Origin of the sequence: Verrucosispora sp. ts21 (assembly GCF_002879555.1) — a bacterium.
Taxonomy (GTDB): domain Bacteria; phylum Actinomycetota; class Actinomycetes; order Mycobacteriales; family Micromonosporaceae; genus Micromonospora; species Micromonospora gifhornensis.
Genome location: NZ_PNOZ01000056.1, coordinates 25,341 through 41,170, shown reverse-complemented (window position 1 = coordinate 41,170; position 15,830 = coordinate 25,341). Strand labels below are relative to the sequence as shown.

The 15,830-nt window shown below is 71.1% G+C and carries 15 protein-coding genes; 4 read left to right on the top strand and 11 right to left on the bottom strand.

Annotated elements, in window-relative coordinates; genetic code table 11:
* Window positions 1-54 precede the first annotated feature (54 nt).
* Window positions 55-348 carry a hypothetical protein gene (locus tag C1A38_RS22170; RefSeq protein WP_102659684.1) on the top strand — a complete coding sequence of 98 codons (294 nt, stop codon included), beginning with the start codon at window positions 55-57 and terminating at the stop codon, window positions 346-348.
* A 212-nt stretch (window positions 349-560) separates the two neighbouring features.
* Here the strand turns inward: C1A38_RS22170 and C1A38_RS22165 are convergent, their stop codons facing one another.
* The 3 genes from C1A38_RS22165 to C1A38_RS22155 are packed head-to-tail and all read right to left on the bottom strand — an operon-like array spanning window position 561 to window position 3,773.
* Window positions 561-1,820 carry an acetyl-CoA C-acetyltransferase gene (locus C1A38_RS22165; protein ID WP_102659682.1) on the bottom strand — a complete coding sequence of 420 codons (1,260 nt, stop codon included), beginning with the start codon at window positions 1,818-1,820 and terminating at the stop codon, window positions 561-563.
* Window positions 1,821-1,870: 50 nt separating this feature from the next.
* Window positions 1,871-2,671, bottom strand: coding sequence for an SGNH/GDSL hydrolase family protein (locus C1A38_RS22160; RefSeq protein ID WP_102659681.1), 801 nt, complete (start codon window positions 2,669-2,671; stop codon window positions 1,871-1,873).
* A gap of 52 nt (window positions 2,672-2,723) precedes the next feature.
* Window positions 2,724-3,773, bottom strand: a complete 1,050-nt coding sequence (locus tag C1A38_RS22155) for an SGNH/GDSL hydrolase family protein (protein WP_102659680.1) — start codon at window positions 3,771-3,773, stop codon at window positions 2,724-2,726.
* Between the two features lie 140 nt (window positions 3,774-3,913).
* On the opposite strand from C1A38_RS22155, the gene C1A38_RS22150 reads away from it, so the two are divergent.
* Entirely contained in the window at window positions 3,914-4,270 is a 357-nt protein-coding gene (locus C1A38_RS22150) for a YkvA family protein (RefSeq protein WP_013731647.1), read from the top strand.
* An 84-nt stretch (window positions 4,271-4,354) separates the two neighbouring features.
* Window positions 4,355-5,725 (top strand): cystathionine beta-synthase, encoded by a 1,371-nt coding sequence (locus C1A38_RS22145; protein ID WP_102659679.1) that lies wholly within the window; start codon window positions 4,355-4,357, stop codon window positions 5,723-5,725.
* Between the two features lie 134 nt (window positions 5,726-5,859).
* Here the strand turns inward: C1A38_RS22145 and C1A38_RS22140 are convergent, their stop codons facing one another.
* The 8 genes from C1A38_RS22140 to C1A38_RS22105 all read right to left on the bottom strand — a co-directional run bounded on the left by C1A38_RS22140 (window position 5,860) and on the right by C1A38_RS22105 (window position 14,521).
* Entirely contained in the window at window positions 5,860-6,372 is a 513-nt protein-coding gene (locus tag C1A38_RS22140) for a GNAT family N-acetyltransferase (protein WP_102659678.1), read from the bottom strand.
* Window positions 6,369-7,298: a ribonuclease Z gene (locus tag C1A38_RS22135; protein WP_102659677.1), complete on the bottom strand. Its 930-nt coding sequence runs from the start codon at window positions 7,296-7,298 to the stop codon at window positions 6,369-6,371. Before C1A38_RS22135 ends, C1A38_RS22140 begins: the two co-directional genes overlap by 4 nt.
* A 323-nt stretch (window positions 7,299-7,621) precedes the next feature.
* Window positions 7,622-8,815 carry an osmoprotectant NAGGN system M42 family peptidase gene (locus C1A38_RS22130; protein ID WP_102659676.1) on the bottom strand — a complete coding sequence of 398 codons (1,194 nt, stop codon included), beginning with the start codon at window positions 8,813-8,815 and terminating at the stop codon, window positions 7,622-7,624.
* On the bottom strand, window positions 8,812-10,692 hold the full coding sequence (gene ngg, locus C1A38_RS22125; protein ID WP_102659675.1) for an N-acetylglutaminylglutamine synthetase: 1,881 nt from the start codon (window positions 10,690-10,692) through the stop codon (window positions 8,812-8,814). Before ngg ends, C1A38_RS22130 begins: the two co-directional genes overlap by 4 nt.
* Before the next feature lie 2 nt (window positions 10,693-10,694).
* Window positions 10,695-12,479 carry an N-acetylglutaminylglutamine amidotransferase gene (locus C1A38_RS22120; protein ID WP_102659674.1) on the bottom strand — a complete coding sequence of 595 codons (1,785 nt, stop codon included), beginning with the start codon at window positions 12,477-12,479 and terminating at the stop codon, window positions 10,695-10,697.
* Window positions 12,480-12,732: 253 nt separating this feature from the next.
* Entirely contained in the window at window positions 12,733-12,978 is a 246-nt protein-coding gene (locus C1A38_RS30920) for a hypothetical protein (protein WP_146017594.1), read from the bottom strand.
* 284 nt (window positions 12,979-13,262) lie between these two features.
* Complete coding sequence (gene msrA / locus C1A38_RS22110) at window positions 13,263-13,922, bottom strand: peptide-methionine (S)-S-oxide reductase MsrA (RefSeq protein ID WP_102659672.1); 660 nt, start codon at window positions 13,920-13,922, stop codon at window positions 13,263-13,265.
* Window positions 13,923-14,107: 185 nt separating this feature from the next.
* A complete protein-coding gene (locus C1A38_RS22105) occupies window positions 14,108-14,521 on the bottom strand; it encodes an HIT family protein (protein ID WP_102659671.1) in 414 nt (137 codons plus the stop codon).
* A 162-nt stretch (window positions 14,522-14,683) separates the two neighbouring features.
* Here C1A38_RS22105 and C1A38_RS22100 point away from each other — a divergent pair, with 162 nt between their 5' ends.
* Window positions 14,684-15,826 carry a cystathionine gamma-synthase gene (locus C1A38_RS22100; RefSeq protein WP_102659670.1) on the top strand — a complete coding sequence of 381 codons (1,143 nt, stop codon included), beginning with the start codon at window positions 14,684-14,686 and terminating at the stop codon, window positions 15,824-15,826.
* Window positions 15,827-15,830: the final 4 nt, after the last annotated feature.

Below are 15,830 nucleotides of genomic sequence, written 5' to 3'. Positions count from 1 at the left end.
GGGTGGGGTGGTGGGTAGGGTTTTGGGGTGGGGGATGTGGAGTTGGGGCGGGGCGTGGAGTTGCTGGTGCGGCAGGTGGGGCACTGGCAGCAGGGGCGATGGTCCGTTGTCGCCTCGGCCGGCGAGGTGTCACGGGCCGATCTGGTGTATCGGCTGGTTCAGGACATCGCTGATCTGGCGGCCGATGCGGAGGAGCAACCACGTCGGCCCGTCCCTCGGCTCGACAACGACCTGGCTCTGGCCGACCAGCTCCGGGTGGTCGCGGCCGACCTGCTCGCCGCCGGTCCGTCCGACGAAGTCCTGGCCCGGGCCACGGCCGAGGTGGCCGCGACCCGAGCCGCGCTCTGAGAGGACCGCCGCCGACCAGGCGGGCGAGCCGCATTCTGCGGAAACCGCCGCCGAGCAGGTGGGCGAGCCGCGTTCTGCGGGGACCGCAGTTCGAACAGGCGCGACAAGGCCGCCGCCGAGCAGGCCGCCCAAGCCGGTCTCTGGCCGGCTCCGAACAGGTAGAACGATCGGGAACCGGCCCAACTGTGAGCCGGTTCCCGGTCGGCTGATGCTCAGCTGAGGCGTTCCAGGACCATGGCCATGCCCTGTCCGCCGCCGACGCACATGGTCTCCAGACCGATGGTCTTGTCGTGCCACTGGAGGGCGTTGAGCAGGGTTCCGGTGATCCGCGCGCCGGTCATCCCGAACGGGTGGCCGACGGCGATCGCCCCGCCCATCACGTTCAGCTTCTCCTCGGGGATCCCGAGCTGGCGGTACGACGGGATGACCTGGGCGGCGAACGCCTCGTTGATCTCGACGAGGTCGACGTCGTCGATGGTCATGCCGGCCCGCTTGAGTGCCTGCCGGCTCGCCTCGACCGGGCCGAGTCCCATGATTTCCGGGGACAGCGCGGTGACGCCGGTGGAGATGATCCGGGCCAGTGGGGTGATGCCCAGTTTCTGTGCCCGCTGGGCGCTCATGATGACCACGGCGGCGGCCCCGTCGTTGAGCGGGCAGCAGTTGCCGGCGGTGATCCGGCCGTCCGGCCGGAAGACCGGCTTGAGGGCGGAGACGGCTTCCAGGGTCACCCCGGCACGCGGGCCGTCGTCGGTGCTGACCACCGTGCCGTCCGGGGTGGTCACCGGGGTGATCTCGCGGGCCCAGAAGCCGTCCGCGATCGCCTTCTCGGCCAGGTTCTGGCTGCGTACGCCGAACTCGTCCATGTCCGCGCGGGAGATGTCGTACACCTGGGCCAGGTTTTCCGCGGTCTGCCCCATGGCGAGGTAGACGTCGGGGAGCGCGCCCTCGTCGCGCGGGTCGGTCCAGACCGGTGCGTCGCCCTCGGAGCGGGCCTTGGAGCGCTTGCGCGCCTCGGCGAAGCGCGGGTTCTCCCAGCGGCCCACGAGGGCCTGCGCCTCCGGCGGCAGGCCGTCGGAGCTGCCCCGGGCGTACCGGGAGACGGCCTCGACCCCGGCGGAGATGAACACGTCGCCCTCACCGGCCCGGATCGCGTGCATCGCCATCCGGGTGGTCTGCAGCGACGAGGCGCAGTAGCGGGTGAGGGTCGCGCCGGGCACCTGGTCCAAGCCCATCAGGATGGTGACCACGCGGGCCATGTTGAAGCCCTGCTCGCCGCCGGGCAGACCGCATCCCAGGTAGAGGTCGTCGATCTCCTGCCGGTCGAGCTGGGGGAGCTTGTCCAGGGCGGCCTGCACGATGGTGGCGGCGAGGTCGTCGGGGCGGAGGTCACGGAGGGAGCCCTTGTGCGCCCGACCGATGGGCGAGCGGGCGGTGGCGACGATCACGGCATCGCGTGGCGACTCAATCGGCATGACCCAACGTTAACGCGCCAGTAACTTGCGAGGGAAGCGGCCGGTGGCGGTCAGCGGCGGGGAGAGACGGCCGCTGCGGCGGCCACCGCCGGCAGGAGCGCGTGCGCCCAGACGCGGTAGCCGTCGGCGGAGGGGTGGTAGCCGTCGTGGCAGAACGTGCCAGGGTCTGCCCGGAACACCTGGCCGGTCTCGGCGGCCAGATCGACCACCGTCCCGCCGGCATCGAGGACCGCCTTGGTCTGGGCGCGGCCGACCTGGCGGCCGACCCAGCCGACGATCTGCCGCAGCGGTGGAGCGATGGCGCGTACCGCGCCGAGATCCGGGCAGGTGCCGACGACGACCTCGACGCCGGCCTGGCGGAGCCGGTGCACGGCCGCGCCGAGGTAGGCGGCGGCGTCGGCCGGGCGGCGCAGTGTGGTGGCGTCGTTCGCCCCGATCAGGATGACCGCCACGTCCGGCTGCTCGCCGAGCAGCGCCCGGGCCACCTGGGTAGCCAGGTCTGTGGAGCGTGACCCGGATACACCGACGCTGGACAGCCGCACCTGACGCCCCGCCGGACCTTCCGCGAGAAGCTCGGCCAACTGCCCGCCGATGGTGTCGCCGAGCCGATCGACGCCGACCCCGAGAGCGGACGAATCACCGAGCAGCACCAGTCGTAGCGGCGGGGCCCCGGTGCGGCCGACCGTGGCACGCAGCGCCAGACCCAGCTCGGGCTGGGCGTAGCGGCGGCTGCGGGCCACCACGGCCTGCCCGGCGAGCACCGCCGCGCCGCCGATCGTGCCGGCGAGCAGGGAGGCTGCGGCCGTACGGGCCAGCCAGCCGGCAAGCCGGCCGCCGGGGGTGCTGTTCATCGTGCTGCCCCGGCCCGGGTAGCACGGGTGAACGGGAGCATCGTCCGCTCGGTCATCTGAGTTCCTCCACTGCGGGTGAGTCGGCACCGGCCGGTTGTGACACCGCACCGACACCGAACAGCCCTCGGCGACGCAGTTGCGCCCAGCGGCCGCCCGGACCGCTCTCGCTGCCACGGACCTGCGTGCCGCTGACCTCCGTCCCCGGATGCCTCGCCGCTTCGTGAGCGGCCTTCGGCAACGACCGTACGCCTTCGACGCGGGTTGGCGAAGGCCTGCGTTCCGCTCCATGGCCGAGTGCGGCCAGCGCGGTGGGCAGAATGGCGGCGGCTGCCACCGCGTACCCCTCAGCGGAGGGATGGAACCGGTCCCAGGCGAACATTCGCCCCGGCTCGGCGGTGAAACGTGGCCCCAGCAGATCGCCGAGGGAGACCGTCCAGCCGCCGGCCGAGACCACGGCCACGGTCTGGGCGGCGGCGAGTTGGCGGCTCCACCGGCGGGCCAGCCAGCGCAGCGGTGGCTGGATGGGGCGGATCGTGCCCAGGTCAGGGCAGGTGCCGACGACGACCTCGGCACCTGCCGCACGCAGTGCCCGGACCCCCTCGACGAGGTGTCGCACGGCCAGGCCGAGGGGGGCACGGTTCGTCACGTCGTTGCCGCCGATCAGGATGACCGCGATGTCCGGGTCGCCCTCCAGCGCCGCCTCGACCTGGAACTTGAGGCCGGCGGAGATGGCACCGACCACCGCGAAGCAGCGCAGCCGCACCGGGCGTTGCAGCCGCCGGGACAGGCCGGTGGCCAGTAGTGCGCCGGGCGTCTCCCGGCGGCGGTGCACGCCGTAGCCGGCGGCGGAGGAGTCGCCGAGCACGACCAGGTTGAGCGCCGGGCCGGGACACTTGGCCCCGTAGACCCCGTCGCAGCGCGGTGGCGGTGCCTCGGCCATCGGGATGGTGCGGCGGGCCTGACGGGCCTGACCGAGCAGAATGCCGGTGGCGGCGGCCGCAGCCGCCGCGGTGGCGCCGGTGCCGAACGCGGCCAGTCGGGCCACCCGCCAGGCGCGCTGCAAACGCGGACGGTCCGGTACGACAGAACCAACGGCCCCCATAGGGCGACATTAGCGCGCCGGTACGACGTTCCGCGGTGCTCGCCAACTGCACCCGCTGGCCTGGAAACTGACAGCTCTGGGTATTTGATTGCAGGGTGTTGCGTCGGGTCGTCACGCTGCACGTGGAGAGGAGCAAGACGATGGCTAGGACGTTGAAGCGGGGTGCCGCCTTCGTGGCCCTGGGCAGGGCACTGACCGCCGGCGCGCGGGGCGGACCGTCGCTCGGCGCGCGGATCGGCGCGCTGCCCAGGATGATCGCCGCCACTGCCCGTGGCCGGTACGACGGGGGCCTTCGACTGGCCATGATGACGGCGGCGACGGCGTACATCGTCTCCCCGGTCGACGCGGTCCCGGAGTTGTTCCTGACGGTGTTCGGGTTGATCGACGATGCGGTGATGGTGACCTGGCTGGCCGGGGCCGTGCTCGCCGAGACCGAGCGGTTCCTGGAGTGGGAGGCCCGCACCAGCACCGTGGTCCCTGGTCACGTGGTGCCCTGATCCACGTACTCTTGGCGCGGGATTTTCACGCCAGATACCTCGCCAGGCCTGCGGCGCCGGCGTCGAAGGAAAGGGCACAACGAGGTGCAGTACTACGACAACGTCGTCGAGTTGATCGGCAACACCCCGCTGGTGCGGCTGCGCAACGTGGCCGAGGGCATCCAGGCCACCGTGTTGGCGAAGGTGGAGTACCTCAACCCCGGCGGGTCGGTGAAGGACCGGATCGCGCTGCGCATGGTGGAGGACGCGGAGGCCGCGGGCATCCTCAAGCCTGGTGGCACCATCGTCGAGCCGACCAGCGGCAACACCGGCGTCGGGCTGGCCCTGGTGGCCCAGCTCAAGGGCTACAAGTGCGTCTTCGTCTGCCCAGACAAGGTCAGCCAGGACAAGCAGGACGTGCTGCGGGCGTACGGCGCCGAGGTGGTGGTCTGCCCGACCGCCGTCGCGCCGGAGGACCCTCGCTCGTACTACAACGTCTCCGACCGGCTGGCCCGGGAGATCCCCGGGGCCTGGAAGCCCAACCAGTATTCCAACCCGGCGAACCCGCGTTCGCACTACGAGGTGACCGGCCCGGAGCTGTGGAAGCAGACCGAGGGGCGGATCACCCACTTCGTGGCCGGCGTCGGCACCGGCGGCACCATCTCCGGCATCGGCCGGTACCTCAAGGAGGCCTCCGGCGGGACGGTGAAGGTCATCGGCGCGGACCCGGAGGGCTCGGTCTACTCCGGCGGCACCGGCCGTCCGTACCTGGTCGAGGGCGTCGGTGAGGACTTCTGGCCGGAGACGTACGACCGCAGCGTGGCCGACCAGATCATCGAGGTTTCGGACAAGCAGTCCTTCGAGATGACCCGGCGGCTGGCCCGCGAGGAGGGCCTGCTGGTCGGCGGCTCCTGCGGGATGGCGGCGGTGGCCGCGCTGGAGGTGGCCCGCTCCGCCGGCCCGGACGACGTGGTCGTGGTGCTGCTGCCGGACGGCGGCCGGGGCTACCTCTCCAAGATCTTCAACGACACCTGGATGGCCCGGTACGGCTTCCTCGACAACTCCGGCTCCGAGCCGACCGTGGCCGAGGCGCTGGCCGGTAAGCCGGGTGGCCTGCCCGAGCTGGTGCACGTCCACCCGACCGAGACGGTCCGGGACGCGGTCGACTACATGCGCGAGTACGGCGTCTCGCAGTTGCCGGTGCTCAAGGCCGAGCCGCCCGTGGTGACCGGCGAGGTGGCCGGCTCGATCGCCGAGCGGGACCTGCTCGACGCCCTGTTCACCGGCCAGGCCCAGCTGCACGACACGATCGAGCGGCACATGGCACCGCCGCTGCCGATGGTCGGTGGTGGCCAGCCGGTCAGCGAGGCGGTCAACCTGCTGGAGAAGTCCGACGCCGCCCTGGTGTTGATCGACGGCAAGCCCAAGGGCGTCCTCACCCGTCAGGACCTGCTCGCCCACCTCGGCGCTCGCTGAGGTGTAAGGAAGGGCACCCTTTTAACGCCCTATGCATAGCAGGGGCCCCCTGTTAACACCCGCCCGCCCGTTGCGGGACCGAGTGTTAACAGGGGGCCCTTCCTCTACCGCAGGCGTTAACAGGGTGCCCTTCCTTACATCAGGTCGCGGGTGTAGCGGAGTTGGCGGACGGGGAAGCGGCCGACCGTCTCGTCGCGTTCCAGCCCGGTCCGTTGCCAGCCGCCGCGCTCGTAGAAGCGGCGGGCGTGCGCGTTGTCGCGCAACACCCAGAGCACCGCGCGGCGCCAACCGCGCCGGCCCATGGCGGCCAGCGCGTCGATCATCAAGGTCCGGCCGACGCCGCGACCACGCTCGGCCGGCTCCAGGTGGATGGCGTTGAGCAGGCCGGTGTCCGGGTCGTCCTCGTCGTCCGGCCCGAGGTAGCTGAAGCCGACCAGGGTGCCGTCCCGCTCGGCCACGGTCATCCGGTGGTCGGTCCGCTCATAGCTCCACCGGAGCGTCCAGTACTCGGCCATCGCCTCCGGTGTCGGGTCGGCAAGTGCCTCGGGCGGCAGGATCGACGAGTACGCGGCGACCCGCGAACGCTGGTGGAGCCGGCCCACCGCGGCGATATCGTCAGCGGTCGCGGCACGCAGCGTGACAGTCACCCAGCCGAGGGTACCCGCCGGGGTGGGACCTGCACGGTGGTGAGGTCCTCGGCGATCACCAGGTCGCCGTCGAAGTGGGCGCGGGCCTCGTCGGCGAAGCGGCGCGGGTCGGCGTACCGCTGGGAGAAGTGGGTGAGCACGAGACGGCGTACCCCCGACTCGGCCGCCACCCGCGCGGCCTGGCCGGCGGTCAGGTGGCCTACCTCGGCGGCGAGCGCCGCCTCCGACTCCAGGAAGGTCGACTCGATCACCAGCAGGTCGGCCTGCTCGGCCAGCGCGTACACCCCGTCGCAGAGGCCGGTGTCCATCACGAAGGCGAACCGCTGCCCCGGTCGCGGCACGCTCACCTCGTCGCGGGTGACGCGTCGCCCGTCGAGGTCGAGGTGGCCGACGCGCTGCAACTCGCCGACCGCCGGCCCACCGATGCCGTACGCGGCCAGCCGCTCCGGCAGCATCCGGCAGCCGTCCGGCTCCACCAGCCGATAGCCGTACGTGTCGATCGGGTGCCGCAGTCGACGGGCCTCCAGCGTGCCGCAGCGCAACGCGATGCGCTGCCCGTCCGCCTCGATCGGCGTCACCGCCAGCTCGGCGGTCTCGTAGAAGGAGCTGGCGTGCCGCAGTCGGGCGAAGTACTCGGCACCCTCGGCCGGGAAGTGCACCGCCACCGGGCGGGAGACCCGGTCCAGGGAGAGCCGCTGGATGGTGCCGGGCAGGCCGAGGCAGTGGTCGCCGTGGAAGTGGGTGATGCAGATCCGGGTCAGGTCGGTGGCGGTGACCGTGGTGTGCAGCAGTTGCCGCTGGCTGCCCTCTCCCGGGTCGAAGAGGATCACCTCGTCGTCCCAGCGCAGCACGTACCCGTTGTGGTTGCGGGCCCGGGTCGGGGCCTGGCTGGCCGTACCGAGCACCACCAGCTCACGCATCGACACGGCGGCCTCCCGTGGAATGAAGCGACCCCCGGGGCTTCCGCGCGGACGCGGGCCGACTGGACTGGGTCGGCACCCCGGGGGTCGGGTGGCTTGTCGTGGTTTCGCCGCACCGCTGCCACACGGTCTCGACGACTTCTTACTGCCCGCCTGGGATCAGACGGTCACTGTCGAGGACAGCGGCTAGCGGACAGCCACCTCACGAGTCCGATTGCTATACAAGTCTGGACCACCTCCTTTCCCGTGTACCGCCACGCTATCCAGCGTCGAAGCCGGCGGCAACGGATTTCGATCACAGCCGCCCCGGGAATGCCGGGGCCGGCGGGTCACGAGCCGGGGGCGATACCGATCGGACCCTCGCGGGGGCCGTCCTCGCTGGCCGGCTGCACCGACAGGGACGGGAAGTTCGCCAGGTCACCCTCGGGCTCGGCGTCCCACTCCGGGAAGACCAGGTCGCTCTGCAGGTAGAGGCAGAGCAGTTGGGCCAGCTGCCGCAGCCCTTCCAGGTGGGTGCGTTCGTGGCCGTGGGTGGCGTCGACACCGAAGCCGAGCAGCGCCACCCGGGCGTGCGCGCCGGCCTCCACCGCCGCCGCCACGTCCGAGCGGTAGTAGTCGAAGACGTCGCGGACCAGCTCCACGCCGTGCTCCCGGGCGATGGCGGCCAGGTTGCGGGTGAGGTGGTAGTCGAACGGGCCCACCCCGTCGCCCATGGCCAGGGTGGCGGCGTCCTCCCGGGACTGCTGCCCGGGGGCGACCACCGCGGCGTCGACGGAGACGATCTCCGCGACGTCCGGGTCGAGGCCGTGCGAGGCACCGTGGCCGATCTCCTCGGTCACGGTGATCAGCAGGTGCGCGGTGACGGCCGGCTGCACCCCTGCGTCGACCATCGCCTTGATCGCGGTGAGCACCGCGGCCACCCCGGCCTTGTCGTCCAGGTGACGGGACTTGACGTACCCGCTGGGGGTGACGGTCGGGTTGGGCAGGAACGCCACGAAGTCGCCCGCGTCGATGCCGAGCGCCCGCAGGCCGTCGATGTCCTCCACCGGCTCGTCGACGCGTACCTCGACCTGCTCCCAGCCGATGCCCTGCTCGTCGACCGCCTCGTTGTAGCGGTGGCCGCTGGCCTTGAGCGGCAGCACCTGACCGGTGATCACCCGCTCCAGGTCGTCGGTGAAGATCCGGACGTGGGCTCCTTCGGCGAACCGGGCGCTGTGCGTGCCGATCGGCTTGAGTTCGAGCCGGCCGTTCTCCTTGAGCCGCTTGACCATCCCGCCGATGGTGTCGGTGTGCACCACGATCGCCCGGTCCGCCCCGTGCTCCCGAGGGCCGGGCAGGCAGGCGCTGAGCGCACCCCGGCGGGTCAACGTCGACGGGATGCCGAGCGCGGACAACCGCTCGCCGACGTACTGCTGCACGTGGTCGGTACGCCCCGAAGGGCTGGGGATGTCCAGCAGTTCGAGCAGCACTTGGTGCAGGTAGTCCAGGTCGAGCGGCAGCGGAATGGTCTTGCGTACGGTCATGCCCCAGATGGTGCCGCACCCGCCGGGGTCCAGAGCCGTTGCGGTGCCCGCGTCCCGGGAAAGAGGAGATCCACGAACCGTTCCGCGGTGGGCTGCGGCTCGTGGTTGGCCAACCCGGGCCGCTCGTTGGCCTCGATGAAGACGTGCTCGGGCTGATCCGGTGCCGGTACCAGCAGGTCCAGACCGGTGACCGGGATGTCCAGGGCCCGGCTGGCGGCCACGCACGCCTCGGCGATCACCGGATGCAGCTCCCCGGTGACGTCGTGGATGGTGCCGCCGGTGTGCAGGTTCGCGGTGCGGCGTACGGCCAGCACCTGCCCCTCGGGCAGGACGTCGTGCAGCGCGTACCCGGCCTCGGCGACCACGTCGCGGGTCATGTCGTCAAGCGGGATGCGGGACTCGCCACCGGTGGCGGCGGCCCGACGACGGCTCTGCCGCTCGATCAGCTCGGCGATGTCGTGCACCCCGTCACCGGTGACCGACGCGGGACGGCGGACCGCAGCGGCCACCACCTCGTGATCGATCATGACCACCCGGAGGTCCTCACCGGCGCACAGCTCCTCCAGCAGCACCTCCGTGCAGTACCGTGCGGCCAGCTCGACCGCGGCGGCCAGCGCCTCGGGCGTCCTGACCCCGACGGTGATGCCGTTGCCCTGCTCGCCGCGGGCCGGCTTGACGACCAACTCGCCCACCTCGGCCAGGAACTCGGCGTCGGCGGCGTCCCCGGTGGCGGTGCGTCCGCGCGGCACGGACAGCCCGGCCTCGGCCAGGATCCGGCGGGTGACCCGTTTGTCGTCGCAGCGGCTCATCGCCACCGCCGAGGTCAGCTCGGACAGCGACTCGCGGGTGAGGATCGTCCGGCCACCGGTGGACAGCCGCAGCTCACCCCACTGCGGGTCGGTCACCTCCACCCGGATGCCGCGCCGCATCGCCTCGTCAGCGACGATCTTCGCGTACGGGTTGAGCTGGTCGTACCCCTCCGGCATGGCGGGCAGGAACAGCCGTTCGTTGATCGGGTTCTTGCGCTTCACGCAGAGCGTCGCGGTGCGGTAGAAGCCGAGTCGCTCGTAGAGGCGGATCGCGCCGACGTTCTCGGCGAGCACCGACAGGTCGACGTACGCCCGACCCCGGGCGACCAGCCGGGCGGCCAGCTCGGTGATCAGCGCCTGGCCGGTGCCCGGCGGCGCCTGGTTGAAGTCGACGGTCAGGCACCAGAGGCTGGCACCGTTGTCCGGGTCGTCGAAGACCGCGACGTGGTCGATGCCGGTGATGGTGCCGACGATCTCGCCGGTCGTCACCTCCGCCACCAGGTGCAGGAAGCGGTCGGTGGCGGCGTTGTCCACGAGCACCTCGACCGGTGCGGTGACCATGCCGTTGGACGCGTAGATCCGGTTGACCGCGTCCGCGTCGGCGGCGTCGCGCAGCCGACGGATGCGCACCCCCGGCAGCTCCGGTGGGCCGCCGGTGAGCGCCGGGGTGCCGGCGCTGCCGGTCTGCTCGCCGGTGCCGGTGTCGGCCCGGGGGCCGTACAGCGGCAGCCGGTAGGTCAGCGACGGGTCGATGAACAACTCGTCGGGCAGGCGGGACACCAACACGTGCGGATCCCGCAGGTAGATGCAGATGTCGCGGGCGCCGGCCGCCTCGGAGCGCAGGATGTCGGCGACCGCAGCCTGGTCGTGGAAGGTCTGGCCGAAGACCAGCCGCCCCCAGCCGCAGTCGAGCACGACACCTGCGTCGTCGCGCGGGCGTTCGGCGTCCTCGCCGGGGTCGGCGCTGCCGCCTGCGGCGATCGGATCACCGCCCGGGCCGACCCGCTCGTACCGCCGTCCGCGGCCCCGGTCGGTCCGAGCTACCCCGGTGGCCAGGGTGTCGGTCACGGTCAGTCGATTCCGTGGCTCTGGAGCCACATTTCCAGGAGTCCGAGTTGCCACAGTTTGTTTCCGTTCAACGGGGTCAGTTCGGCGTTGGGTGCGTCGAGCAGGGCGTTGACGTAATCGGGGCGGAAAAGGTCGCGGCGACGGGCCTCGGGCGCGTGCAACGCGTCCCGTACCCGGTCGAGGAGCTTGCCCTCCAGGTGGGTGAGGCCCGGCACCGGGAAGTAACCCTTCGGCCGGTCGATCACCTCGTGCGGCAGCACCCGGCGGCCGATCTCCTTGAGGACGCCCTTGCCGCCCTGGGCGAGCTTCAGCTCGGGCGGGCAGGCGGCGGCCAGTTCCACGAACTCGTGATCCAGGAAAGGCACCCGGGCCTCCAGCCCGTGCGCCATTGTCATGTTGTCGACCCGCTTGACCGGATCGTCGGTCAGCATGATCTGGGTGTCGATACGCAGGCCGGCGTCGACGGCGGTCTGCGCGCCGGGGGCGGCCAGGTGCGCGGCGACGAACTCCCGCGCCGGGTCCCCCTCGGCCAGCCAGTCCGGGTTGAGCACCCGGGCCAGGCCGGCCGCGTCCCGGTCGAAGAACGCCCGGGCGTACGTGTCGAGGGCCTGCTCGCGGTCGATGCGGTGCAGCGGCGGATACCAGTGGTAGCCGCCGAGGATCTCGTCGGCGCCCTGGCCGGACTGCACCACCTTGACGTGCCGGGACACCTCCTGACTGAGCAGGTAGAACGCCACGCAGTCGTGGCTGACCATGGGCTCGCTCATGGCCGCGACGGCGGCCTCCAGCGGCGGCACCAGATCCTGGGCGGCGACCCGGATCTGGTGGTGGTCGGTGTCGAAGGTCTTGGCGACCACGTCGGAGTAGCGGAACTCGTCACCCTCCCGGCCGCCGACCGCGTCGAAACCGATGGAGAAGGTGGACAGTCCCCGCTGTCCCTCGCCGGCCAGCAGTGCGACCACCAGGCTGGAGTCCAAGCCACCGGAGAGCAGCACGCCGACCGGCACGTCGGCCACCATCCGTCGGCGTACGGCGGTGGTCAGGGATTCGAGCAGGGCGTCCTGCCAGTCCTTCTCGGACCAGTCGGCGTGCTCGTCGCGGCGCAGGAACGGCGGGTTCCAGTAGATCCGCTCGTGGCTGCGGCCGTCGGGCTCGTAGACCCGGACGGTGGCCGGTGGCAGCTTGCTGACCCCGCGCAGGATGGTGCGCGGCGGCGGCACGATGCTGTGGAAGCTCAGATAGTGCGCCAGCGCGACCGGGTCGATCGTGGTGTCCACGCCGCCGCCGGCCAGCAGGGCGGGCAGGGTGCTGGCGAACCGCAGCACACCTGCTGATTCGGCGAGGTAGAGCGGCTTGATGCCGAGCCGGTCCCGGGCGAGTACCAGGCGACCGCTGTCCCGCTCGCTGATCGCCACGGCGAACATCCCGATCAGGTGGTCGACGAAGTCGAGCCCCCACTCGGCGTACGCCTTGACCACGACCTCGCTGTCCCCGGTCGAGAAGAACTGGTGGCCCTTGGCCGACAGTTCGGCGCGCAGCTCGCGGTAGTTGTAGATGCAGCCGTTGAAGACGGCCGACAGCCCGGTGGTCGAATCCACGATGGGCTGACCGCTGGCCGCCGAAAGGTCGATGATCTTCAGGCGTCGGTGGCCGAGCGCGACCGGGCCGTTCGACCACACTCCGCTGCCGTCAGGCCCGCGGTCGCACATCGTGGCGGCCATCCGTTCCACCGCGATGACATCTGCGCGCGTCGCGTCCGTTCGGAATTCCCCAGCCAGTCCGCACATGTCAGAACATGCTGCCAGAGGATGTTGCAGTCTGCCTGTTGAGACAATGACAGTCCTGTAACAGACTTGCTAGAATCCGCGCCCCGCGTAACCTGCCTGCGCCCTCGTTCGTGACCTCAAGCGTCGGCTGCCGCATCGTGCCCGGATGCCCGAGTCGGCTGGCTCTTCGCACTGTGACGTACGCCCTAATACCCGGCGCGTAGCGAGAGGCCCGGTCGGTGAGACCGGGCCCCTTTTCGCTTACTGGTCGTGCTCAGCCGGCGGTACCGGCCAGTTCTTCGTCCGGTGGCGCTCCGCTGGGTGACGGATGGATTCCAAACTTCTCGATCATGAAGCGCCAGAACAGGGGGACAGCGTCCTCGGCCGGGCGCTGGATGCGGTCGTTCCTGCCGTTGTGGGTCAGCGTCTCGACCGTGATCCATGGGCCCTGGTACCGGACGATCACTTCGTCGTACGGCGGGCTGATCACCGGGGTCGGGACCACGACCAGGTCCGTCATGGACAACAACCCGGCCAGGTGGGCATCGGCTCCTGAGGCTAGGACGCTCCTGACGATGTCAAGCATGGGTCGCATCTGCGGCGACCGGGCGCACCACTCGGCGAGTCGGGCTTCGATCGTCGTCCACGGCGCGTCGCGAAACTCGCCGGGGTAGCCCATCGTCCGCATAGGGGAAGCGTGCAGCAATACCGCCCCCGAGACAACGCCCGGGGCCTCGCCGGCCCCGGCCCAGGTTGGCAGTTCTGGCGCGGATCCCGTGGACCCGCGCCAGAACTACCGCAAGCTCAGGCCGTCCTGGCCACGCCGACCGGGCAGCTCATCCCGTTCGGGCCATGGTTGCAGTAGCCGTTCGGGTTCTTGGTCGGGGCGAGGTACTGCTGGTGATAGTCCTCGGCCAGGTAGTAGTCACCGAGCCGGTCGATCTCCGTGGTGATCTCGCCCTTGCCCGCGCGCGCCACGATCGGCGCGAACGCGTCGCGGGACGCCTCGGCCGTCGCCAACTGGTCGTCGGTGGTGGCGTAGATCGTCGACCGGTACTGGGTGCCCACGTCGTTGCCCTGGCGCATGCCCTGGGTCGGGTCGTGGTTCTCCCAGAAGACCTTGAGCAGGTCCTCGTAGCTGATCCGGGCCGGGTCGTAGACGACCTGGACAACCTCGGCGTGCCCGGTCATCCCGGAGCAGACCTCCTCGTAGGTCGGGTTCGGGGTGTAGCCACCCGCGTAACCGGCCGAGGTGGTGAACACGCCCGGCAGGGTCCAGAACAACCGCTCGGCGCCCCAGAAACACCCCATACCGAAGACCGCGACCTGCGACCCCTCGGGGAACGGGCCCTTCAGCGGGGTGCCGAGCACCTCGTGCCGGTCGGCGACCGGCATGGCTATCGGACGGCCGGGCAGCGCCCGGTCAGGGGAGATCATCTCGGCCTTCATGCGGCGGAGGAACACGATGGGACTCCTTTCGTACCCTTCCCCGCCGTGCAACACCGGCGGACCGTACTTCCTTACCCGCCCCGCCGCCGGTCAGGCCCGCTCCCGCCGCCAACGTGTCTCCGCGTACTCCTGGAATCGAATTTGTTCGGCAGCGGGGAAATAACCTGAACGAACAATTTCGGGGTACGAGGCCGGGGTCGTCAGGGCAGGGCGGCACGGATCCGGTCGGCGTACGAGGTGGCTTCGGCGTCGTCGGCGTAGCGGGTCCGCGGCCAGAAGAAGCCGCGCAGGCCGTCCCCCTTAGTGCGAGGCACCACGTGGGTGTGCAGGTGGGGGACGGACTGGGACACCTTATTGTTCATCGCCACGAAGGTGCCGCCCGCGCCCAGCCCGGCCTCGACCGCGACGGCGAGCCGCCGGACCAGCCCGAAGTAGTCGGCCAGTGACTCGGGCGGCAGGTCAGCGAGGGTGACCAGGTGGGTGCGGGGCACCACCAGCACGTGTCCCTTGAACACCGGCCGGGTGTCCAGGAAGGCCAACCCGGCCGGCTCGTCCACGACCCGGAAGGCGGGCATCTCGCCCGCCACGATCCCGCAGAACACGCAGCCCGCCATCGCCCCAGGCTAGGGCAACTCTCCGATCCCGTCGCTCACCACAGGCCGACGGGCATCGGGATGGCGGTGCCCCCGGTGAAGTCGCCGTCGCCCGGGATCGCGCCGCCGCGCGGGTGACGGGTTCCGTCCGTTGGGACGGACTGGACGACTAACGTTCCGGGCATGAGTCACGGCTTCGACACGCTCGCCATCCACGCCGGCCAGGACCCGGACGCCCGCACCGGCGCGGTGATCCCACCTATTTACCAGACCAGCACGTACGCCCAGGACGCCGTCGGTGCGCCCCGACAGGGCTACGAATACAGCCGTTCCGGCAACCCGACCCGCGACGCGCTGCAGGAGTGCCTGGCCGCGCTGGAGGGCGGGCCGGTCGGGCTGGCCTTCGCCAGTGGCCTGGCCGCCGAGGACGCCCTGCTGCGTACCGTCTGCGTCCCCGGTGACCACGTGGTCATCCCCGACGACGCGTACGGCGGCACCTACCGGCTCTTCGCCAAGGTGGCCGAGCGGTGGGGACTTTCGTACACCCCGGCGAAGGTCTCCGACCCGGATGCCGTGCGGGCCGCGATCCGGCCCGGCAGCACCAGGATCGTCTGGCTGGAGACGCCGACCAACCCGCTGCTCGGCATCGCCGACATCGCCACCCTCGCCTCGGTGGCGCACGACGCGGGCGCGCTGCTGGTGGTCGACAACACCTTCGCCTCGCCGTACCTGCAGCAGCCGATCGCCCTCGGCGCCGACGTGGTGGTCCACTCCACCACCAAGTACATCGGCGGACACTCCGATGTGGTCGGTGGTGCCCTGGTGGCGGCCGACGCCGCGCTCGGCGAGGAACTGCGCTACCACCAGAACGCGATGGGCGCGGTAAACGGTCCGTTCGACGCCTGGCTGACCCTGCGCGGGATCAAGACCCTCGGTGTACGGATGGACCGGCACTGCGACAACGCCGAGCGGATCGCCGGGTACCTGGACGGGCACGCCAAGGTGGCCCAGGTGCTCTACCCGGGGCTGCCCAGCCACCCTGGACACGAGGTCGCGGCCAAGCAGATGCGCCGGTTCGGCGGGATGATCTCGTTCCGGGCCGCCGGCGGCGAGGAGCACGCCGTCGAGATCTGCAACCGGGCCAAGCTCTTCGTGCTCGCCGAGTCGCTCGGCGGGGTGGAATCCCTGATCGAGCACCCGGGCCGGATGACACACGCGAGTGCTGCCGGCTCGCCGCTTGAAGTTCCCGGCGATCTCGTGCGACTGTCTGTCGGCATCGAGACGGTCGAAGACCTGCTCGCCGATCTGGAGCAGGCGCTGGGCTGACCGC

Coding starts and splice junctions, on each gene's coding strand:
- C1A38_RS22165 (WP_102659682.1), bottom strand. CDS start 1,820: ATGCCGATTGAGTCGCCACGCGATGCCGTGATCGTCGCCACCGCCCGC.
- C1A38_RS22160 (WP_102659681.1), bottom strand. CDS start 2,671: ATGAACAGCACCCCCGGCGGCCGGCTTGCCGGCTGGCTGGCCCGTACG.
- C1A38_RS22155 (WP_102659680.1), bottom strand. CDS start 3,773: ATGGGGGCCGTTGGTTCTGTCGTACCGGACCGTCCGCGTTTGCAGCGC.
- C1A38_RS22150 (WP_013731647.1), top strand. CDS start 3,914: ATGGCTAGGACGTTGAAGCGGGGTGCCGCCTTCGTGGCCCTGGGCAGG.
- C1A38_RS22130 (WP_102659676.1), bottom strand. CDS start 8,815: ATGACCGTACGCAAGACCATTCCGCTGCCGCTCGACCTGGACTACCTG.
- C1A38_RS22120 (WP_102659674.1), bottom strand. CDS start 12,479: ATGTGCGGACTGGCTGGGGAATTCCGAACGGACGCGACGCGCGCAGAT.
- C1A38_RS30920 (WP_146017594.1), bottom strand. CDS start 12,978: ATGACGGACCTGGTCGTGGTCCCGACCCCGGTGATCAGCCCGCCGTAC.
- C1A38_RS22105 (WP_102659671.1), bottom strand. CDS start 14,521: ATGGCGGGCTGCGTGTTCTGCGGGATCGTGGCGGGCGAGATGCCCGCC.
- C1A38_RS22100 (WP_102659670.1), top strand. CDS start 14,684: ATGAGTCACGGCTTCGACACGCTCGCCATCCACGCCGGCCAGGACCCG.